Source organism: Natrinema sp. CRL1 (assembly GCF_059162405.1).
The window spans coordinates 1-19,832 of the sequence record NZ_JBLVOY010000009.1 but is presented as its reverse complement, the minus strand read 5'-3'; the positions used below and the strand labels follow the sequence as shown (position 1 = coordinate 19,832).

Genomic DNA, 19,832 nt, shown 5'->3' with positions numbered 1-19,832 from the left:
GAATCATCCGTGAATCCAGCGGCGCGAATCGGCGACGAGGGTCGTGCGTCTCCGCCGGTTACCGCTACGAGGCGACGCGCGAAAAATACAGCCGGACCAAAACGCTGGGTTCGAACTGCACTGCGACCAGGTGATCGCTACTTGCGAGTCGTGGGGCGAATATCGTCGAGTGCGGAGCGCATGAATTTTTCGTGGACGCTCGTCGTCGAGCCGTCTCCGGCGGGTTGGCACCGTTCGTAGCTCCCGTCGGATCGCATCACCCACCGGTTCTGATCGTCCGAGAGCAGCGTCTCGAGGATGCCGTCGAGCCGCCGCTGGAGCCGCGGGTCGTCGATCGGCGTGATCGCCTCGACCCGGTTGTCGAGGTTGCGGGTCATCCAGTCGGCCGAGCCGATGTAGTATCGGCCGTCGCCGCCCGCTCGGAAGTAGAAGATCCGCGAGTGCTCGAGGAAGCGACCGACGACGCTGTAGACGTCGATCGTTTCGCTGACGCCCTCGATGCCCGGCCGGAGCCGACAGATGTCACGGACGATGAGGTCGATGTCGACGCCGGCCATCGACGCCTCGTAGAGTTTCCGGACCATTTCCGGGTCCTCCAAACGATTCATCTTGGCGACGATGCGTGCGTCTTCGCCGTTGCGTGCGCGCTCGGCTTCGGCGCGGACGAGGTCGACGAACCGATCACGCATGTTCCCGGGGGCGATGAGCAGTTCCCGGTAGTCCCGGTGCATCGAGTGACCGGTGAAGTAGTTGAAGAGCTTGACGAGGTCCTGTCCGATATCCCGATCGGCCGTCAGCAGGCCCAGATCCTCGTAGCTCTTTGCGGTCTCGGAGTGGTAGTTGCCGGTCCCGATGTGCGAGTAAAGTCGGACCCCGTCGGCTTCCTCGCGGACGACCAACGAGGTCTTCGTGTGGGTCTTGTAGCCGATCGTCCCGTAGGCGACGTGGATCCCCTCCTCCTCGAGTTTCTTCGCCCACTCGAGGTTGTTCTCCTCGTCGAAGCGGGCCTTGAGCTCGACCATGACGGCGACCTGCTTGCCGTTGCGAGCGGCCTCGAGCAGGCTCTCGATGATCTGTGAGTCGCTTGCCGTCCGGTAGATCGCCGCCTTGATCGCGAGCACGTCGGGGTCGTTGGCCGCCGCCTCGAGGAACCGCTGGACGGTCGCCTCGAAGGAGTGGTAGGGGTGGTGGACGAGCACGTCGTCGTCGCCGATCGCATCGAACACGTTCGTCCCGTCCTCACACCGCCCCAGTCGCGGGTGGGGCTGTGGCGACCACTCGGGGAGTTTCAACTCGGGCCGGTCGAGATCGGTCAGGTCGGCGAAGTCCCGATAGTCGAGCGGCCCCGCGAGGTCGAACACCTCCCGGTCGTCGAGATCCAGTTCGCGCGTGAGGATCTCGCGGATCCGCTCGGGCGCGTCGGGTTCGATCTCGAGCCGGACGGCGGTAGCAAAGCGCCGTTCCTCGATGACTTCCTCGATCATCTCGATCAGGTCCTCGGCGACCTCCTCGTCGCGTCTGACCTCGGCGTTGCGGGTCACCCGGAAGAGGGCAGTGTCGACGACTTCGACGTCCGGGAAGAGCAGGTCGAGGTTCGCCCGGACGATGTCCTCCAAGAGGACGTACCGAGTGTCGTCGCCGAACTGGACGAACCGGAGCTGGTTGCGCGGGATCTTCACCCGGGAGAAGGTCAGTTCCGCGTCGGGTCGTTCCCGCGTCAACACCGCAAGCGAGAGGCTCTGGTTCGAGATGAACGGAAACGGGTGGGCCGGGTCGAAGGTCAGTGGGGTCAGGGTCGGCAGGACGGAACTCTCGAAGTACTCCCGCAGCTGTTGGCGTTCGATGGCCGTGAGGTCGTCGTAATCGACGACGTAAATTCCCGCATCGGCCAGCGCCGGCCGGATCTCCTCGCGGTAACACTCAGCCTGCTGTTCGAACAGTGGTCTGGCCTCCTCGAGGGACGCTTCCCACTGCTCGCGAGGCGTGCGGCCGTCCGGTGTCTCCTCGGTGACGCCGGCTGCAATCTGCTGTTTCAGCCCGCCGACGCGTTTGCGGAAGAATTCGTCTAAATTCGTCGTAACGATCGCGAGGAACTTCACGCGCTCTAACAGCGGGTTGTCCGCGTCCAGTACCTCGTGGAGCACGCGACGCTGAAAAGCGAGTTCGCTGAGTTCGCGGTTCAGGTAGTACGACGGGTCCGAGAGGTCAACGTCGGGTCGATCCGGCTTCGAAACGTCGTCCCTGACGACCGGTAACTCGTTTCCATCGGCGTTCGCCGCCGAGTCGACTCCGTCGGTCACATCGGGGCGCTCGATTTCGACGGCATCGGTGGACTCGTTGGAGTCGGCGGATTTGTCGGCTTCCTCGGATTCGTCGAGCCCATCGGCCTCCGGATCGGAATCGCTCACCGCCTCGAGGTCGGACTCCGTATCGGGGACCAGGTCGACCTCGTCGGTGCCGGTCGTCGACTCGGTGTCCGCAGCCGCCGTCGCCTCGACTGTCGTCTCCGTTTCTGCCGTCGATTCCGTCTTCGTTTCGCCTTCGTTGCTCTCTTCGCGTTCTTCGCGCTCGTCTGTCTCCTCTGGGGACTCGGCGTTCCCTCCCCACCCGTCTCGAGCGGGCGAGCGGGAATCGCCCGCAGCGTCGTCTCCGCCGTCGAACAGCGATCGGAACGCGAACTCCGTGCATTCGCTCGCGGTTTCGTCGGACGTCTGTTCTTCCGTGGATGATACTGCCTCGTCGTTCGCCTCCGAATCTCGTTCGTTCATCCCGAAATCCCCCTCGTCGCAGTCAGCCATCTGCCGTGACGAACTTCTCGGACGAGCGCTCTACGTGCCCCGTCCCGGGGACGCTGTGTAACTCGTCGCGGCGGACGTCGTAGGCCGTGAGGTCGCCGCCGTAGACACAGCCCGTGTCGAGTCCGACCGCCCACTCCCGCTCAATCGGCTCCTCGAGGACCGTGTGGCCGAAAAAGACCCGCGGCGGCCCCTCGTACGTCTCGAACCAGAACGGGCCGTCGTAGCCGTCGCCGTTCGGCGACCGCATCGTCAGCACGTCGTCACCCGAGTGCCCCGACAGCGGTCGGCTCGGATCGACCCCGCCGTGGACGACGACCCCGCCGTCCCACGAGATCGCCGTCGGAAGCGATTCGATGTACTGGTGATCAACCGCGTCGAGCGCCGGCAGCGAGGCGTCGCCCTCGAGCAGCTTTCGCTCGTTGTTGCCCCGAACCGAGATCAGCCGCGGCGACCGCCTGACGCGGTCGAGAACGGCCTTGCTCTCCGGCCCCTTTCGGACCAGATCACCGACGAACACGGCGAGATCGTTCGCGCCGAGATCGAGCGTTTCCAGCAACTCCTCGAGAGCGTCGAGACAGCCGTGGACATCACCGATGACGTAGACGTCGTCTCGGTTCTCGAGGTCGATATGCCGGTGGTCGAACGATACCGTGTCGTCGAACGCGGAGTTGGCGGTCGTCACGTTATGCGTTCGAACGGTCAGCCGAGACCGGATAAGTCGTTTATATGTTCCGTATTGTCCGGTATATAGGGCCGTATAGCGGTCACGAGACCGCAAATTCGTGGCGTGCAGTATGTCGAGCCGCGGTGTCGAGATCGGGGGATTTCTGTACGATCCCCGCCACAGCACGGATATGTACGTCATCGTCAACGCCGCCGTGAGCGCGGACGGCAAGCTCTCCTCGCGCCGGCGCGAACAGATCGCGATCAGCGGCGCGGACGACTTCGCGCGCGTCGATCGGCTGCGGGCCGAGAGCGACGCTATCGCGGTCGGCGTCGGTACCGTCCTCGCGGACGATCCGCACCTGACCGTCAAAGACGACGACCTGCGGGCCCAGCGCCGCGAGGACGGCCGGCCCGCAAACCCCGCTCGGGTCGTCGTCGACTCGAGCGGGCGCACGCCGACCGATGCGGCGGTCCTCGACGACGCAGCGACGACCTACCTCTGTCTGAGCGAGGCCGCGCCCGTCGACCGACGGATGGACCTCGCCGAGAAGGCGGAGTTGGTTACGGCGGGCGACGACCGGGTCGACCTCCTGCGCGCGTTCGCGGCGCTACAGGAGGCCGGCCTCGAGCAGGTCATGGTCGAGGGCGGCGGCGAACTCATCTTCTCGCTGTTCGAGGCCGGGCTGGTCGACGAACTCCGGGTGTTCGTCGGCCCGCAAATCATCGGCGGCCGCGACGCCCCGACGCTAGCCGACGGCGAGGGGTTCGTCGCCGACTTCCCGGCGCTCGACCTCGAGGCGGTCGACCGGGTCGACAATGGCGTCGTGCTCACGTGGCGCGTCGAGGATCGCTAAGTGGCCACTGACAGTCAATGCGCACCTGATCGCCAAACAGCGTTGCGATCAGTATGTGAATCGTTTCAGTGGCTACTTGAGGTTACTCGAACTCCGGCTCTCGGTCCTCGACGAACGCCGCCATCCCCTCGCGCTGGTCGTGCGTGCCGAAGAGACTCGCGAAGGCGCGTTTCTCGTACGCGAGGCCGCTTTCCTGTGAGCCCTCGTAGCCCTGATTGAGCGCCTGTTTGGCGGTCCGCATCGCGAAGGCCGGTTTCGAAGCGAGTCGGGCGGCCAACTCGCCGACGACCGACTCGAGTTCGTCATCCGCCACGACCTCGCCGAACAGGCCCGCCTCGGCAGCCGAGTCGGCGTCGAGCCGTTCGCCGAGGAAGATCATCCGGCGGGCGGTCGCGTCGCCGACCAGCCGGGGCAGCCGCTGAGTAGCTCCCCAGCCGGGGATGATCCCGAGGTCGATCTCCGTGTTGCCGATCAACGCTGATTCGCTCGCCACGCGGAGATCACAGGCCAGCGCCATCTCGCAGCCGCCGCCGAACGCGTAGCCGTTGACCGCCGCGATCGTCGGCGCGGGAAACGCCTCGAGCGCGTCGGCGACGTCGTGGCCGAGTTCGCCCCACTCCTGTGCCGCTTCGGCGGAGAGGTCCTGCATGTAGGTGATGTCCGCGCCGGCGATGAACGCGTCGCCGGCCCCCGTCAGGACGAGCGCCCGCGCATCCTCGGCAGCTGCTTCCGCGAGCGCCTCGCCCATCGCCTCGAGCGTCGAGACGTTCAAGGCGTTGAGCGCGTCGGGTCGGTCTACGGTCAGCGTCGCCACGTCGTCGTCCCACTCGAGTCGGACTGTATCCCACGACATATTCCGCCGTTTGCGAGCCACCGTGAAATCAGTTCGCACGGCGGCGACCGCGATCGCCGCGACGGCACTGTTCGACGGCCACCCGTCACATCTTTCCTCGGTCGCGCCCTACGGGCGGCTATGGAACGAGCCACGTTCGGCGGCGGGTGTTTCTGGTGTACCGAAGCGGCCATGAAGGAACTCGAGGGCGTCGACTCGGTCACGTCCGGCTACGCCGGCGGGCACACCGAGGACCCCTCCTACCGCGAGGTCTGTTCGGGCGACACCGGCCACGCGGAGGTCGTCCAGGTCGAGTACGACCCCGACGCGATCGGCTACGACGAACTACTCGAGGTCTTCTTCGCCACCCACGACCCGACGCAGCTCAATCGGCAGGGACCGGACGTCGGAACGCAGTATCGCTCTATCGTCCTGTATCACGACGACGAGCAACGAGCCCAAGCCGAGGCCTACATCGACGCGCTCGACTCCGAATACGATGACGACGTGGTAACCGAGTTAGAACCGCTCGAGACCTTCTACCGCGCCGAGGAGAAACATCAGGACTACTTCGAGAAGAATCCCAACGACGCCTACTGTACGATGCACGCGGCCCCGAAGGTCGAGAAGGTCCGCGAGAAGTTCGCCGAGAACGTTGCTGCGGAACACTAACTGGGACCGTTAGCGGAGACGGACACTCAGTGCGGGACCGAAACGCAGAACGGAGTTTCTCACTCTTCCTCGAGAGACCCCGGTTCTCTCAATGCTTGCGGGTCCACCCCTGCACTATATCGGATTTCGCCGAAACGTCCTAACGTGGGAATGCCGCGCACAAAGTATTCGCTGGGGAGCGTGCGAAGAGGGCTCCGCAACCCCGACCTCGTCTGGACGGAGCTTTGCAAATACCTCTGGTCGGCCCATCGGACCGCCTACGAACTCCGCCACGGGGACGGCGTCGACGTGATGACGGAAGACTGGGACGACCTGCTGATACTCGACGCCTGTCGATACGACGCCTTCGCGGCCCGCAATCGGATCGACGGCACCCTCGAGTCCCGGCTATCGGCCGGCTCGAGCAGCCCGGGATGGATCGACGCGAATTTTTCGGGGGAGAGCCACCACGATACCGTCTACGTCAGCGGAAATGCGTTCACGGCCGACATCGACGACGACGTGTTTCACGCGATTTACACGGTCCCGCCCGAGCCGGTCACGGAGTCAGACGCCGTCGACACGGACGCGATTACGAATCCCGAGATGCTGGAGAACAGTTACGTCATCCGTCCGGAAACCGTCGTCGAGAAAGCGATCGAAGCCCACGAGCGCCATCCGCGAAAGCGGCTGATCGTCCACTTCCTCCAGCCACACGTTCCGCTCATCGGCGAGACCGGGCTCGAGATCTACCAGCAGATCGCCTCCGAGGGCGATCTTTCAGCGCTGTCACGCGGCGGTCGCGGGGACCGATTCGGCGCGTTGAACGTGCAACTGTACCGCGTCGTCGAGGACGATGCGTTCGATATCGACGTCGCCGACCTCCGGCAAGCGTACGCCGAAACCCTCGATCTCGTCCTCCCGTACGCCGAGCGATTGACTCGAGAGCTCTCCGGCAAATCCGTTATCTCCGCCGACCACGGCGAGCTGCTGGGTGAACGGCTCCTGCCGTTTACGAACAGAAAGTACGGCCACTTCGAGTACCTAGCGGCCGACGAGTTGCGACGGGTCCCGTGGCACATCGTCGACAGCGACGATCGGAGACGGATCGTCGAAGACGCGCCGATCGAATCCGCTCGGATGGACGAAGCGGAGGTGACCGAAAAGCTCCGAGTACTGGGCTACCGGTAGCGAGCGGTCGGGTCCCGCTCGAGGCGGAAGGCCGCTGTCCCGGTATCCGATGCGGACAGTTCTTCGGCGTCCTGCCCGAGCAGTGAAAGGTACGTCCGTCTGGGGGTCCTCGCTCGAGTATGGACAGTGACACGGACGTTCTCGTGATCGGCGGCGGCGCAACTGGGACGGGAATTGCCAGAGACCTCGCGCTCAGGGGTGTCGATGTTACACTCGTCGAGCGGGACGGACTCGCGTCGGGAACCTCGGGCCGCTCGCACGGGTTGCTCCACAGCGGCGCGCGCTACGCCGAGGCCGACGGTCCGGAGGCGCGAGAGTGCCTCGCGGAGAATCGAATCCTGCGCCGGATCGCGGGCGAGTGCGTTCGGGAGACCGAGGGACTCTTCGTGCAACTCGCTGCGGACGATCCGGCCTACTTCGACGCGAAGCGCGAGGCCTGTGAAGACGTTGGGATCCCGACCGAAGTCATCGACGGCGATGCCGCCCGCGAGGCGGTTCCGGACCTCTCTACGGATGTCGAGCGCGCGATGTGGGTCCCCGACGGCGTGGTCCTCCCGTCGCGGCTGGTCGCCGCGAACGCGGCCGACGCTCGAGATCACGGGGCGGACGTTCGCCCCCATGCGCCGGTCGAGTCGATTCAGCGCGAGAACGGGCAGGTCACGGCGGTCGCACTCGGCGGCGATGCCGACGAGACGATACACCCGAGCTACGTCGTGAACGCGACCGGCCCCTACGCGGAGCGGATCGCCGACATGGCGGGCGTGTCCGTCGAGATGCGCCCGACCCGCGGCGTCATGGTCTCGGTCGAATACGACGGCCTCGAGCCGGTATGCAACCGGTGTCGCGACCCCGACGACGGCGACATCATCGTCCCGCACGGCGGCGAAGTCGTCCTCGGGACGACGAGCATTCCGGTCGGCGACCCCGACGACTACGAACGGGCCGACTGGGAGATCGAGGAGACGGTCACGGAGTGTGCGGCGATGCTCCCGCCGGTGGCCGACGCCGAGCGCGTCCGGACATGGTGGGGCGTTCGCCCGCTGTACGAACCCGACGAGGCCGCCCGCGGCGGCCGCGGGATCTCACGCGGGTTTCACCTGCTCGATCACGCCGACGAAGGCCTCGAGAACTGCTGTAGCATCGTCGGCGGGAAGCTGACGACCTACCGGCGGATGGCCGAGGCCGCGACGGATCTCGTCTGCGATCGACTCGGCGTCGACGCCGATTGTGTCACCGCCGACAGACAGCTCCCGGGCGCGTCGGAGCCGGCCCGACTCGACGAGTTCGTCCGGCAGTTCGACGGACAGGGACCGACCGACGCGGATATTGTCGGAAAATAACGGTAGCATCGGCCCTCGAGCCGAGCGAGAGCGCGATCAAAACTCGCAGCTGAGTTCCGACCAGAAGTCGTGTTCCGTCGAGTGATCGATCTCGACGCGCAACTCGTTTGCGTCGTCGAGGCCGATCGAGATCCGCTCGAGATTGGCGACGTACCGGGCCTTCTGATGGCGGCCCTCGCGGACGCCGACGGCTTCCTCGACCAGCCCGGCCTCGGTCAGACAGTCGAGTTTCCGGTAGGTCGTCGAGAGCGGACGGTCCGCCGCCTCGGCGATGTCCTCGACGGTCATCGGGTCCTCGAGCACCGCGATGATTTCCCGGCAGGCACCGTCGTCGAGTGCGGCGATCACGCGCTCGAACTCTGGGGAGCCGTCGGACGAGGAGAACTCGAGGGACATGGGTGCAGCCACGTTAGGAGCGAGGCCTAAAGACACGTTTGGTTGGGTGTGTCACTGGATGGACGACCCGATCGGGAGCGGAATGGGATGGAGCAACTACATGTGCAACGGGGCCGACCGACTCCGTATGAGCGACGATCCGACGCCCGAATCCGCGGTCGAGAACACGCCGGGACAGGGCCGAACGCCCGAGGCCGAGCGAATCGAACCCGCCGCCCCCGAGGAGTTCGGCCTCGTCCAGGTCTGGTGGGGAGACGGGAAAGGAAAGACGACGGCCGCTCTCGGCATGGGGATGCGCGCCGCGGGCCACGGCTATCGGGTCCACATGCTCCAGTTCATGAAAGGCGGGGCCTCGAGCGTCGACGCCGTCCGCGGCGAGTACAACGCGATGGCCGCGCTGCCGGGGATCAGCTACGAGAACCTCGGCCACTACGGCTGGCACGGGATGGCAGACGGCAGCGATGAGGCCGACCACGAAGCCGAGGCCCAAGCGGGCCTCGAGCGCGCTCGCGAGTTGCTCGAGGCGGCGAACGACGCCGATCTCGACGCGCCGATCGACCTCGACGCGCCGCCGGAGGCGGGGATGCACATGCTGATTCTGGACGAAGTGCTCTACGCCGCGGATCGCGGTCTGCTCTCGGAACAGGATGTGCTCGATCTCGTCGACGCGAAGCCGGACGGCCTCGAGTTAGTGCTGTCGGGAAGTCATACGGAACCCGCGTATCTCGAGGATCATGCCGACCTGATCACGAACGTTCGCAAGGTCAAACACCCGATTGACGACGGCCAGCGGGCGCGACGTGGAACCGAGTTCTGACCGGTTCGCTGCGCTCCGTCACGTGCGGCAACCGCGCTGTCACTATTTATCTACCTGAAATAGCGAGAGAGTCCGCCGCCGTTCACGGCGAGCGTGATGCTTGCCACTCGGCTACACAAACTACCGGGTTACTCCCCATCTAAAGTCTCTAGGTCGTCTGGGGCGTGAATTAACATCCGACACCATGTCAGTCCGATTTGTTTTATACATTTCAACCGCTCGTGCTGTTCATTATCCGGCACCTCGATGTGGATATTCGCACTCATAACACATTTGATTATAGATAAAATTATGTATGATACGACTGTAACAGTAGGTGGCGATGAAGCGCACCAATGAGTTCGAAGTCGTGCCTCAGTCCGATGCGGACGAGGAGTTGCTTCGACGGCACTTGGACGCTTCAGCTGCTCTCTGGAACGAGATCAATTACCAGCGCCGAACCAACTTCGAAGACCCGGATGGCGACGTTTGGAAAATCGATGAGTATCGCGGTCGGTACGGTGGAACTCTCGGCGCTTCGACGGTTCAACAGATCGAACGCAAGAACCGCGAAGCGTGGCGCTCATTCTTTGCGCTCCGAGAGAAGGGCGAAGCCAACGGCAAGCCTGGCTTCTGGGGCAACCAAGACGAGGGCCGCGAACTGCGGACGTACATCCGAAACACGTCGTACTCGGTCGAGTGGGGAGAATACTCTCGACTCGAAATTCTTGTCGGTCAAGACCTAAAACAGGAGTACGGTCTTGGATATCAAGAACGACTCCGACTCGAGGTTCGGGGCGAGCCGAACTGGAAAGAGTACGACAAACAGGGCCGGTTGGAACTGTATTACGACAACGTGGGCGAGAGGTTCAGGGCCTTTCAGCCAGTCACTATCGACAATTCTCGACTGGCACGACCACTGGCGGACGAAACCGCCGCTCTGGACATCGGCGTGAACAATCTCGTCGCCTGTACGGTTTCGACCGGCGAGCAGTACCTGTACGAAGGCCGCGACCTGTTCGAAGGGTTCCGCGAGACCACACAACAGATAGCCGAACTACAATCGAAGCTTGAGGATGGCCGGTACAGTTCGAAACAAATCGACTCACTGTACCGACGCCGGACGCGACGGCGCGACCACGCACAGGACGCGCTTGCACGCGACCTAATCGAACGGCTGTACGACCATGGCGTCTCGACAGTGTACGTCGGCGACCTCACCGACGTGCTCGAGACTCACTGGTCAGTTCGGACGAACGCCAAACTGCACAACTTCTGGGCGTTCCGCGCGTTCATCGACCGATTGGCGTGTACCGCCGAGGAGTACGGCATCGCCATCGAAGTGCGAACGGAAGCGTGGACCTCACAGACCTGTCCGAACTGCGGTTCGATCGAGGACACGACGCGGCATCAGAACACCCTGACCTGTCACTGTGGCTTCGAAGGCCATGCGGACCTGACCGCGTCGGAGACGTTCCTGAGACGATACGAAACGGTAGCACGGCCGATGGCACGGCCCGTGTGCCTCAAGTGGGACGACCATTCATGGTCAGCGTCATCACACGCTCATCGTCCCAACGAGGAGCACACGAACCCGCAAGTTGCCTCCGTGGACTCGGCATAGTCGAGACTTCCAGCGCGAGGAAGCCCCGCCGTTTACCGCGGGGTGGATGTCATCAACACAGTTATGATCAAATACTGAGAACGAATCGCTGTTCAATGGGTGCGATTCACGTAGACGGGCTGCGGAAGTCCTACGGCTCCGTCACCGCCGTCGACGGCATGGAATTCGCCGTCGAGCGAGGGGAACTGTACGGCTTTCTCGGCCCGAACGGAGCCGGGAAAACGACCACGATCCGAGTGTTGACCGGCCAGATTCAGCCGGACTCGGGCGACGTCTCAGTCCTCGAGACGGACCCGGTCGCGGAGCCGATCGAAACGCGTCGGAACGTCGGTATTCTGCCGGAACAGGGGTCGCCGCCGAGCTTTCTCACGCCCCGCGAGTACCTCGAGTTCGTCGGCGACGTGCGCGACCTCGAGCCGGAGCGGGTCGCCGACCGGACCGCGATGTGGGCTGACCGTCTCGGGTTCGAAAGTAAACTCGATACGTTACACACCGACCTCTCTCGGGGCCAGCAACAGAAGGTGATGATCGCGCAGGCGTTCGTCCACGAGCCCGACGTGGTCTTCATCGACGAGCCGCTGGCGAACCTCGACCCGCTCGTCCAGGAACAGGTCAAGCAGTTCCTCGTCTCCTACGCAGTTGGCGACAACGCCGTCTTCGTCTCGACGCACAACATCGACGTCGCCGAGGAGATCTGTACCCGCGTCGGCATCGTCGCCGACGGGCAACTCGTCACCGAACGGTCGCTCACCGACGACGACGGCGACGAGTCGCTGCTCGAGGTGTTCCTCGACCGCGTCGAGGGCGAGGACGCGCGAGACACTCCGACGCTCGAGCAATTAGATGCATGACTGAGCCCGCGACCACCGAGCCGGCCGGGTCGGACCGAACGGGTGCCGGTCTCTCGACCCGGCGACTGCTTGCGGTGCTCTTCCGCGAGGAGTGGCGGCTCCACACGCAGTTGTTCGGCGGCTGGCGGTTCGCGCTGTTCCCGTTGGTCATCGCCGTACTGGCCGTAAGCGGGACCGTGGCGCTCGTCGAAACCGGCACCGCGCCGGGGACCGTCATCGTCGGCTTGCACGTCCTCGCCGCCGGCTTCGGGCTCTACAGCGGCACCGCGGGCTTTGCCGGCTCGGACATGCTCGAGAACGTGTTCGGCCGGTTGTCGCTGCTGCTCTCGTCGTCGACGACGCTGCCGCTCTCGCGCCGGCGGCTACTGGGCGCGTTCCTCCTGAAGGACGCGCTGTTTTACGGCGTCGCGTTCGTGTTGCCGATGGCGCTGGGAAGCGTGGCCGTCAACGGCCTCTCGGCGATGACGCCGCTTTCGGTCGGACTGTTCTGGCTCTCGCTGTGTCTCGTCTTCGCGGTCGGAATGGCGACGACCGTCGCGCTGATCGCCGTCCGTACCCGCGGTGTGCCGCCGTGGGTGATCGGACTGACGATCGCGGCCGCCATCGTCGGCAGCTGGGCAACTGGCGGGCTCGGCACGCTCCGGACCGTGCTCGTCCCGATCGACGGCTCACCGGTCACCGCCGGCGGGCTGACCGCCGTCACCCTCGTCGTCGCCGCGGGATCGCTCTTGCTGTACGATCCGACCTACGGCCGCCCCTCGCGGACCGCGACCGACCGCTTTGCCGGGCTCAGCGAGGCCCTCCCCACCGATAACGCGGCGCTCGTCACGAAGTCGCTGCTCGATCTCGCGCGCTCGTCGGGCGGCGTCTGGAAACCGTTCGTCTCAGCCGGTATCCTGCTTGCGCTCGTGGCCGCGCTCGTCGGCGTCGTCGACTCGATCACCGGCATCGCGCCCGCACCCGGGATCTTCTTCGGCGGCGTTCTCGGCCTCTCGGCCTTTACCACGTACAACTGGCTCACCCAGTTCGACTCGCTCGAGGCCTACCTCACCTACCCGGTCTCGATCGAGGACGTCTTCCGAGCGAAGCGGATCGCGTTCGTGCTGGTCGGCGCGCCGACGGTCGCCGTGCCCTATCTGGCGGCCGTGCTCTGGTTCGACGCGACGCTGCTTGACGCCGTCGTCGGAGCGGTGTTACTGGCCGGCTACGCGCTGTACTACTACGGACTGACCGTCTACATCGCCGGCTTCGATCCCAACGAGTTCCTCTTCGACGCCGTCCGCTTTGCAACCTTTACCCTCGGCGTCGCCGTCGCGCTCGTGCCGACGCTGGTCGCCGGCTTCGTCGTCGTCCCGCCGTCGCTCGAGCTCGCCGCCATCCTCGGCGTCGCCGGGATCGGCTTGGGCGTCGTCGGGATCGTCCTCTCGAGTCGGGCCGGGCCGCGCTGGGACGCACGATATCGGGCAGAATAGTCGTTCGCAAACGACTGGAATCGGGGCCCAAGGAGACTGAATAGTCGTGAAGGAGGCGAGAGCGGGATAGACCTACTCACACGGATCTCTTTGCTCTCCTTCCATCCTAGTAACTTTGGAGAAAACCTTTTAATGAGACTGAGTACCGTGATTAACGAAAACCTCCCTCGAACAATGGATGTCGCTCAAGCAAACGGACTCACGTTCTATGACGCGGCTTATCTTGCTACTGCAGAGCGGAATGATCTTACACTGGTGACTGAAGATAGCGCGCTTCGTGATTCCGCATGTGATCAAGATATTTCAGTGGATAACGTTCGTACCAGTTCTCTGGGATAACAAGTGCGGTATGAACACGAACCGATAGGACGATACTCTCTGCTACTCAAGTACCGCCCAACGCGGATGACCAGAACCCTTCTCGTCGCCGGAACTGCGAGCCACGTCGGCAAGTCGACGGTCGCCGCCGGTCTCTGTCGACTGCTGGCCGACCGCGGCGTCGATGTCGCCCCGTTCAAGGGCCAGAACATGAGCAACAACGCCCGCGTCGTCGTTCGACCGGACGACGGCGAGGGAGCCGACGACGGGACCGGAGCGAGCGCCGACGCCCGATGGGGTGAAATCGGCGTCTCCCAGTTCGTCCAGGCTCGAGCGGCCCGGACCACCCCGACCACCGACTGCAATCCCGTGCTCCTCAAGCCCCGCGGCGACGGAGAGAGCCAGTTAGTGCTTCAGGGCGAGGCCCACGACCACGTCCCCGCCGGCACCTACTACGATGAGTACTGGGAGCGAGCGCGCGTGGCCGCCGAAGCGTCCTACCGCAGGCTGGCGGCCGACAACGACGTGATCATCGCCGAGGGCGCGGGTAGTATCGGCGAGATCAACCTCCACGATCGGGACTTGGCGAACGTCGAGACAGCTGCGTTCGCGGACGCCGACATCCTCCTGTTGGTCGACATCGAACGCGGCGGGGCCTTCGCCAGCCTCTATGGCACCATCGAACTCGTGCCCGAGGCGATCCGCGACCGCATCGTCGGCGCGCTCATCACGAAATTCCGCGGAGACCCGTCGCTGCTCGAGCCCGGTATCGAGGAGATCGAATCGAAGACCGGCGTGCCGATTCTGGGGGTCCTTCCCTACGACGATCCCGGACTCCCGGAGGAAGACAGCGTCGGCCTCCCGGGAAGCGAGGAACGGGGCGTCGTCGGCGGCGACGACGGAGTCCCGGACGAGCGACGGGTTCGGATCGCCGTGCCTCGCCTCCCCCGAATCTCGAACGCGACCGACCTCGAGGCGCTGGCAGCCGAACCCGGCGTCTCGGTGGTCTACGTGCCGGTCGACGGCGAGGGGCGGAGCGACCCGCTCGCTGGCGTCGACGCCGACGCGGTCGTGATCCCCGGAACGAAAAACACGGTCGACGACTTACTGGCGCTACACGAAGCCGGGTTCGCCGACGCGCTCGCGGGCTTCGACGGCCCGATCGTCGGCGTCTGCGGCGGGTACCAGCTGCTCGGCGAACGGATCACCAACGCCGCGCTCGAGGGAACGGGTGAGGACGATGTCGTCGAGGGGCTGGGCCTGCTCCCGGTCGAAACTCGCTTCGCGGGCGACAAGCGCCTCGAGCAGACGACGGTCCCCGTCGACGGGACGGCCTCGCCGTTGCTCTCGGGAGCCGACGGCTCCGCGTCGGGCTACGAGATCCACGCCGGCCGAACGCGGGCGCTCGAGGACGTGAGACGGCCGCTCGGCGACTCGAGTGCGGCCCGCGGGGAGGTACTCGGGACGTACTTGCACGGCCTGTTCGACAACGAATCGGTCCGGACGGCGTTTCTCGACGCCGTTGGGAAGCAGGCGGGCGTCGACCGGCCGGCCGGTGAGGGTTCGGCGGCGTCACCGTCGATGGCGGCGGACGAAACCGGATCGACGCCGTCCGACCGCGCGGCGCGGCTCGTTCGCGAACACGTCGATTTGGCGGCGCTCGGCGAGCCGTTCGGAGCGGGAGATAGAAAACGGGAGTGAGTCGATCTGCAGCGTAGAGGGCGGCTACGGCGGCCGCCTGATTACGCCGAGTCGCCGCGATAGGTACCGAGCAGTTCCTCGAGGATGATACACTCCTGATCGGTCTCCTCGTAGTGCGTATCGATGAACCGTTCGGCGGCCTCGTAGTTGCCGCGCAGTCCGTGTTTTCGGACGTTGATCACGGCGTCGAGGAAGAACGTGCCACCGTCGGCCCCGAGCGCTTTGGCGTGGTCCTCGTCGCTGATGTCGAGTTCCGACTTGATCTCGTCGAAATTGAACGTCTTTACCTCGTGATCGGAGTCGATCAGGGCGAGGACGTACTCCGCGGAGAATCGATAGAACTCGGATTTGCTCTCGAACATACCGTCTTCGACGAGCGCGTCGATCTCTTCGACCACGTCGTCGGGGTACCTGACGGTATCTTTCGCCATATCCGGACACTGCTCGCTGCTGACTAATTATTGTTTCTACTGTTCAACGTATGTGTCGGTTCGGATATGTTATGGGACATAGCACAGTGCCCGCAGTCTCGAGCAAGTCGGCGGCTCCGTATCGAGTCTCGAAACGGAACGAACGTTAAAGGGATCGGACTGGGTTCACTCGGACGTGTGGATCGACGTGTATCCCGGCGTTCTCCTCAGCTCCCTCCCGTGGTGGATCGCGGCACCGCTGGTCCAGCTTGCGGTGCTGGTATTCGGGATGGCGCTCGACGAGACCTACGTCAACCGAACGACGGTACTGACGGGCGCGATCGCGGTCCACATTCACGGCTTCGTCGCCGGCGAGGTCGGGCTTCTGGTCGGGCTCTACGCCGATATCGGCCTGCTCGTCGGCGCGTACGGCGTGTACGCCTACGTCGTCGACGCCTACGTCGGGAACGCCTTTCGGCTCGTCGCGTTTCTCGTCTACTCGCCGCTGTCGGTCTTCCTCGTGATTCTGACCGCGGGGCCGACGCTGTTCGGAATCGAACCGCTGTTCGTCCCCGCACTCGCGCTGGCGGGCTACGGAAACATTCAGCTCCGGGAGTACCTGTCCCCGAGTGATCCTTACTACTTCGGCCCCGAATCCGAGGCGGCGTTCGAGTCCGCCGTCGAAGCCGCCGCCGAAGCGGAAGCAGGGACGGGAACGAGCGACAGCGCGGCGGCGGGGGCTAATACCGACGCCGCAACGCCGACTGAAAGCGACACCGGGACAGCGGCCACTGCGAGTGCTGACGGGTCGGATCCCGACCCGTTCGCCGAGGCTCGCGACGGCAGCGGGACCGACCCTCCCGCCGGCGAACCGGCCGCGGCCGCCGACTCGAGCGAGCGGGGGATCCTCCCCGAGTTCATGCGCCGCCTCTGATCGGCCGCGGCCCTCGAGTCGTTGCCGTCGGCGCGCGACGCCGCTCGAAACCACCTGCAAATTTATTGTTTCTGCCCTCGAATCGCGGTCCGTAATGGCAGACGAAGCCGAACTCCGCGAGCAGTTGATCGACGCCTTCAAGGACGCCGACTATCCGGTCTCGGGGCCGATGGACCTCGTTCCGGCACTGCCGAACGGTCCCGGGACGAAGTTCGAATCCGGCGACTTCTCGATGACCGCGATGGAACTGAATTCCAAGACCTCCGGCGGCGATTTTCCCTACGATAACGTCGAATCGCTCGTCGACGACCTGCTCGCACAGCTGCGAGAGCGAGGCGAGTTATAACCCGACCGCGTTCCGACAACGGCGCTCGGCCGCATCCTGCTGGTGGGTGACAAACGACCAGCAGGCTTTTATTCCGTATCCGTCTTGATAGAACGGAGTGCGGTGACGGACGAAGACGGTCGCAACTGCGCGAATAGAGGGTAACGGATGACTGGGACAGACCGATCGGGATCGATCGTGGTCGTGATGGATACGCGAGCGGGAGAGAGCTATCTCCGCCCGCGCCTCGAGACGGCGACCGAACACGACGTTCGAACAGTCCCCGCCTCGGGCGACCTCGAGGATGTTCTCGGATCGGCCGCCGACGAAGCGGTGTCGGCCCCACGCGCCATCGTCCTCGAACTCGACTGTCCCGGCGAGATACGGACGATCCTCCAGCGCATCCACGCGATGTGTCCGGACGTTCCGACGATCGTCGCGCCACGGGAGGGCAGCGAACGGCTCGCGACGGTCGCGCTCAGGGCCGATGCGACGGAGTACGTCCCGACCGAACGCGACGAGGACCCGATCGATCGGATCGTCTCGACGATTCGATCGCGGCCACAGCCGCCGTCGGACGACGACGACGGCCGATACCACCGCATCCTCGCCAACGAACTGCCCGACGAAGCCTTCGTCATCGGCGAGGACGGCACGTATCTCGAGGCGAAGGTCAGACCCGACTCGGCCGACCTCTACTCGATGACCGTCGACGAGCTTCCGGGAACCCGACTCGAGGCTGCGTTCCCCGATCAGGTCGCCGCGAAGCTCCAGGACTGTCTCGATCGGGCGATCAGGACCGACGACGTCCAATCGATCGAGTACGACGTGAAGACGACCGAGGGCCGCCGTCGGTTCGAGGGACGGGTCGTCCCGATCGACCAGCGAATTCGAGGGCAGCGAGCCGTCGTCTGGCTCGCGCGAGACATCACCGAACGGGTCCGGCGCGAACGGCAACTCCGCTCGCGACAGGACCAACTCGAGACGCTCAACCGGATCAACGCGGTCGTCCGGCAGGTGATCGAGACGCTGGTCGAAGCGCCGGCCCGTGACGCGATCGAAGACGAGGTCTGCGACCAGCTCGTCGACTCGGAGCTGTACTGTGGCTCGTGGATCGCAGAACGGACCGGCGACGGCCAACTGTCCGTCCGGACCGGAGCCGGCGAGGCCGAGACCTACCTCGACCGCGTCCGCGATCTCGACGGCGGAGACGAGCGACCGGTCGCGCGGGCGATCCGAACCGACGAGATCCAGACGACCAACCGGATTCTCGAGGCAGAGACGATCCCGGAGCCGCTACAGGAGGCCGCCCGCGAGGACGACGTTCGGTCCGCTATCGCCGTTCCGATCACCCACGAGGACGCGACCTACGGCGTTCTCACCGTCCTCGCGAGTCGGGACGACGCGTTCAGCGAACGCGAACGGGCCGGGTTCAGGCTGCTCGGCGAGACGATCGGTTTTACGATCATGGCCGTCAAGAACCGCCAACTGCTGTTTGCCGACACCGTCGTCGAACTCGAGTTCCGGATCGACGGCGGTGACACGTTCGCGTTCGATCTCTCCGAGGAGTACGGCTGTCCCTGCTCGCTCGAGTGGGCGGGCACCACGGCGAACGGACGGACCTTCCAGTACGTCACGATCGACGGGCTCGACGGCGAGACGGTCCTCGAAGCGGCGAGCGGTGACGACTCAGTCGAGGAGTGTCGGCTCATTCACGACGGCGAGGAGAGCTGTACGATCGAGATGCGGCTGTCGGAGTCGGGCGTCCGAACGCTGACGAAACACGGCGCGACGATCCGAGATGTCTCGGTCGAGGACGGTGTCGGGACCTGTCTGGTCGAGGTCTCACAGGACGCCGACGTTCGGGAGATCGCCGAGGCGCTGACCCGCATCTACGAGCACACCGAACTCGTCGCCCGGCGAGAAGTCGACCGACCGGTTCGGACGGCGGCCCAACGCCGCAGTCGCATCCTGGATCGCCTTACCGACCGCCAGCTGACGACGCTGCGACTCGCCTACTACGGCGGCTTCTTCGAGTGGCCCCGCGAGAGCACCGGCGAGGAGATCGCCGAGGCGATGGACATCTCGCCGCCGACGATGCACCAGCACCTTCGGAAGGGGCTCAAGGCGATTCTCGGCGAGTTCTTCGAGGGTGGCGGACACAGTTAGGAAGCGGCCAGCGGCGATCTGCCGCCGGCAACTGTACCAATTGAGCCCGCGGCTCACGGGCCTCGCGGGACTCGTCGTTCCCTGCCGAGATCACATTCAGTCCGTCCTGACTCTCACGTTTTTGTAAAGGTAGTCCATATGAACCCCAGTAGCGATGCGGACGAGGGCCGATCGATCGGGGTAGGAATGACGACCGTACGGGGGACGCAGTTCGGCCGCGGATCGCGGAGAGGCACGGGGGCGAGATTGCCGTGGTAGCGCTACCGTTCGGGACCCTCTTTGAGGGTTCGAACAACCGGTACTACACCGACTGGCAGGTCAGGCGGCGGCTGCGGACCGGTGCGTGGGCACTCTGTATGCGACAGCGAGCGCCGGACCGGTGGCTGGTCGAAACCGAAGCCGAGGCGTTGCTCTCGCTTTCGCCGATCGAACCGGCCGAGTTGCCGACCGGTCTCGAGATTCGCGTCGCCGGCGATCGCGCTCGAGTCGTCGACCCTCGAGCGC

18 protein-coding genes are annotated in these 19,832 nt (G+C 64.9%); 13 read left to right on the top strand and 5 right to left on the bottom strand.

Features of this window, described 5'->3' with window-relative positions:
• Positions 1 to 137: 137 nt before the first annotated feature.
• Entirely contained in the window at positions 138 to 2,768 is a 2,631-nt protein-coding gene (gene ppk1, locus ACJYUO_RS20525) for a polyphosphate kinase 1 (RefSeq protein ID WP_494347233.1), read from the bottom strand.
• A 22-nt stretch (positions 2,769 to 2,790) separates the two neighbouring features.
• Complete coding sequence (locus ACJYUO_RS20520) at positions 2,791 to 3,480, bottom strand: metallophosphoesterase (RefSeq protein ID WP_494347184.1); 690 nt, start codon at positions 3,478 to 3,480, stop codon at positions 2,791 to 2,793.
• A 172-nt stretch (positions 3,481 to 3,652) separates the two neighbouring features.
• Between ACJYUO_RS20520 and ACJYUO_RS20515 the strand changes: the two genes are divergently transcribed.
• Positions 3,653 to 4,318: a 2,5-diamino-6-(ribosylamino)-4(3H)-pyrimidinone 5'-phosphate reductase gene (locus tag ACJYUO_RS20515; protein ID WP_494347232.1), complete on the top strand. Its 666-nt coding sequence runs from the start codon at positions 3,653 to 3,655 to the stop codon at positions 4,316 to 4,318.
• Between the two features lie 82 nt (positions 4,319 to 4,400).
• Here ACJYUO_RS20515 and ACJYUO_RS20510 read toward each other — a convergent pair whose 3' ends face one another.
• Positions 4,401 to 5,171: an enoyl-CoA hydratase/isomerase family protein gene (locus ACJYUO_RS20510; RefSeq protein ID WP_494347183.1), complete on the bottom strand. Its 771-nt coding sequence runs from the start codon at positions 5,169 to 5,171 to the stop codon at positions 4,401 to 4,403.
• 120 nt (positions 5,172 to 5,291) lie between these two features.
• Between ACJYUO_RS20510 and msrA the strand changes: the two genes are divergently transcribed.
• The 3 genes from msrA (at position 5,292) to ACJYUO_RS20495 (ending at position 8,332) form a co-directional block, all read left to right on the top strand.
• A complete protein-coding gene (msrA, locus tag ACJYUO_RS20505) occupies positions 5,292 to 5,822 on the top strand; it encodes a peptide-methionine (S)-S-oxide reductase MsrA (protein WP_494347182.1) in 531 nt (176 codons plus the stop codon).
• A 150-nt stretch (positions 5,823 to 5,972) separates the two neighbouring features.
• A complete protein-coding gene (locus ACJYUO_RS20500; RefSeq protein WP_494347181.1) occupies positions 5,973 to 6,992 on the top strand; it encodes a hypothetical protein in 1,020 nt (339 codons plus the stop codon).
• Positions 6,993 to 7,111: 119 nt separating this feature from the next.
• Positions 7,112 to 8,332: an FAD-dependent oxidoreductase gene (locus ACJYUO_RS20495; RefSeq protein WP_494347180.1), complete on the top strand. Its 1,221-nt coding sequence runs from the start codon at positions 7,112 to 7,114 to the stop codon at positions 8,330 to 8,332.
• A 36-nt stretch (positions 8,333 to 8,368) separates the two neighbouring features.
• Here ACJYUO_RS20495 and ACJYUO_RS20490 read toward each other — a convergent pair whose 3' ends face one another.
• On the bottom strand, positions 8,369 to 8,728 hold the full coding sequence (locus tag ACJYUO_RS20490; RefSeq protein ID WP_494347179.1) for a helix-turn-helix domain-containing protein: 360 nt from the start codon (positions 8,726 to 8,728) through the stop codon (positions 8,369 to 8,371).
• Between the two features lie 127 nt (positions 8,729 to 8,855).
• Here ACJYUO_RS20490 and ACJYUO_RS20485 point away from each other — a divergent pair, with 127 nt between their 5' ends.
• The 5 genes from ACJYUO_RS20485 (at position 8,856) to ACJYUO_RS20465 (ending at position 15,490) form a co-directional block, all read left to right on the top strand.
• Entirely contained in the window at positions 8,856 to 9,545 is a 690-nt protein-coding gene (locus tag ACJYUO_RS20485; protein ID WP_494347231.1) for a cob(I)yrinic acid a,c-diamide adenosyltransferase, read from the top strand.
• Positions 9,546 to 9,867: 322 nt separating this feature from the next.
• The gene (locus ACJYUO_RS20480; RefSeq protein WP_494347178.1) at positions 9,868 to 11,148 is read left to right on the top strand and encodes an RNA-guided endonuclease InsQ/TnpB family protein; all 1,281 of its coding nucleotides are present in this window, start codon (positions 9,868 to 9,870) and stop codon (positions 11,146 to 11,148) included.
• A 95-nt stretch (positions 11,149 to 11,243) separates the two neighbouring features.
• Entirely contained in the window at positions 11,244 to 11,999 is a 756-nt protein-coding gene (locus ACJYUO_RS20475; RefSeq protein ID WP_494347177.1) for an ABC transporter ATP-binding protein, read from the top strand.
• A complete protein-coding gene (locus ACJYUO_RS20470; protein ID WP_494347176.1) occupies positions 11,996 to 13,471 on the top strand; it encodes a hypothetical protein in 1,476 nt (491 codons plus the stop codon). Before ACJYUO_RS20475 ends, ACJYUO_RS20470 begins: the two co-directional genes overlap by 4 nt.
• A gap of 405 nt (positions 13,472 to 13,876) precedes the next feature.
• Entirely contained in the window at positions 13,877 to 15,490 is a 1,614-nt protein-coding gene (locus ACJYUO_RS20465) for a cobyric acid synthase (protein ID WP_494347175.1), read from the top strand.
• Between the two features lie 41 nt (positions 15,491 to 15,531).
• Here the strand turns inward: ACJYUO_RS20465 and ACJYUO_RS20460 are convergent, their stop codons facing one another.
• Complete coding sequence (locus ACJYUO_RS20460; protein WP_494347174.1) at positions 15,532 to 15,921, bottom strand: ribbon-helix-helix domain-containing protein; 390 nt, start codon at positions 15,919 to 15,921, stop codon at positions 15,532 to 15,534.
• Between the two features lie 175 nt (positions 15,922 to 16,096).
• Between ACJYUO_RS20460 and ACJYUO_RS20455 the strand changes: the two genes are divergently transcribed.
• The 4 genes from ACJYUO_RS20455 to ACJYUO_RS20440 form a co-directional block, all read left to right on the top strand.
• Positions 16,097 to 16,834 carry a hypothetical protein gene (locus ACJYUO_RS20455; protein ID WP_494347173.1) on the top strand — a complete coding sequence of 246 codons (738 nt, stop codon included), beginning with the start codon at positions 16,097 to 16,099 and terminating at the stop codon, positions 16,832 to 16,834.
• Between the two features lie 94 nt (positions 16,835 to 16,928).
• The gene (locus ACJYUO_RS20450) at positions 16,929 to 17,180 is read left to right on the top strand and encodes an MTH865 family protein (RefSeq protein ID WP_494347172.1); all 252 of its coding nucleotides are present in this window, start codon (positions 16,929 to 16,931) and stop codon (positions 17,178 to 17,180) included.
• A gap of 147 nt (positions 17,181 to 17,327) precedes the next feature.
• The gene (locus tag ACJYUO_RS20445) at positions 17,328 to 19,328 is read left to right on the top strand and encodes a bacterio-opsin activator domain-containing protein (RefSeq protein WP_494347171.1); all 2,001 of its coding nucleotides are present in this window, start codon (positions 17,328 to 17,330) and stop codon (positions 19,326 to 19,328) included.
• Positions 19,329 to 19,579: 251 nt separating this feature from the next.
• Positions 19,580 to 19,832 (top strand): hypothetical protein (locus ACJYUO_RS20440; protein WP_494347170.1); only part of this gene is annotated, 253 nt, incomplete at its 3' end.

What these genes read in the sequence shown, in the direction of transcription:
- ACJYUO_RS20490 (WP_494347179.1), bottom strand. Translation starts at nt 8,728, where the DNA reads ATGTCCCTCGAGTTCTCCTCGTCCGACGGCTCCCCAGAGTTCGAGCGC.
- ACJYUO_RS20445 (WP_494347171.1), top strand. Translation starts at nt 17,328, where the DNA reads ATGACTGGGACAGACCGATCGGGATCGATCGTGGTCGTGATGGATACG.
- ACJYUO_RS20450 (WP_494347172.1), top strand. Translation starts at nt 16,929, where the DNA reads ATGGCAGACGAAGCCGAACTCCGCGAGCAGTTGATCGACGCCTTCAAG.
- ACJYUO_RS20495 (WP_494347180.1), top strand. Translation starts at nt 7,112, where the DNA reads ATGGACAGTGACACGGACGTTCTCGTGATCGGCGGCGGCGCAACTGGG.
- ACJYUO_RS20510 (WP_494347183.1), bottom strand. Translation starts at nt 5,171, where the DNA reads ATGTCGTGGGATACAGTCCGACTCGAGTGGGACGACGACGTGGCGACG.
- ACJYUO_RS20515 (WP_494347232.1), top strand. Translation starts at nt 3,653, where the DNA reads ATGTACGTCATCGTCAACGCCGCCGTGAGCGCGGACGGCAAGCTCTCC.
- ACJYUO_RS20480 (WP_494347178.1), top strand. Translation starts at nt 9,868, where the DNA reads ATGAAGCGCACCAATGAGTTCGAAGTCGTGCCTCAGTCCGATGCGGAC.
- ACJYUO_RS20470 (WP_494347176.1), top strand. Translation starts at nt 11,996, where the DNA reads ATGACTGAGCCCGCGACCACCGAGCCGGCCGGGTCGGACCGAACGGGT.
- ACJYUO_RS20475 (WP_494347177.1), top strand. Translation starts at nt 11,244, where the DNA reads ATGGGTGCGATTCACGTAGACGGGCTGCGGAAGTCCTACGGCTCCGTC.
- ACJYUO_RS20460 (WP_494347174.1), bottom strand. Translation starts at nt 15,921, where the DNA reads ATGGCGAAAGATACCGTCAGGTACCCCGACGACGTGGTCGAAGAGATC.
- ACJYUO_RS20465 (WP_494347175.1), top strand. Translation starts at nt 13,877, where the DNA reads ATGACCAGAACCCTTCTCGTCGCCGGAACTGCGAGCCACGTCGGCAAG.
- ACJYUO_RS20500 (WP_494347181.1), top strand. Translation starts at nt 5,973, where the DNA reads ATGCCGCGCACAAAGTATTCGCTGGGGAGCGTGCGAAGAGGGCTCCGC.
- ACJYUO_RS20485 (WP_494347231.1), top strand. Translation starts at nt 8,856, where the DNA reads ATGAGCGACGATCCGACGCCCGAATCCGCGGTCGAGAACACGCCGGGA.
- msrA (WP_494347182.1), top strand. Translation starts at nt 5,292, where the DNA reads ATGGAACGAGCCACGTTCGGCGGCGGGTGTTTCTGGTGTACCGAAGCG.
- ppk1 (WP_494347233.1), bottom strand. Translation starts at nt 2,768, where the DNA reads ATGAACGAACGAGATTCGGAGGCGAACGACGAGGCAGTATCATCCACG.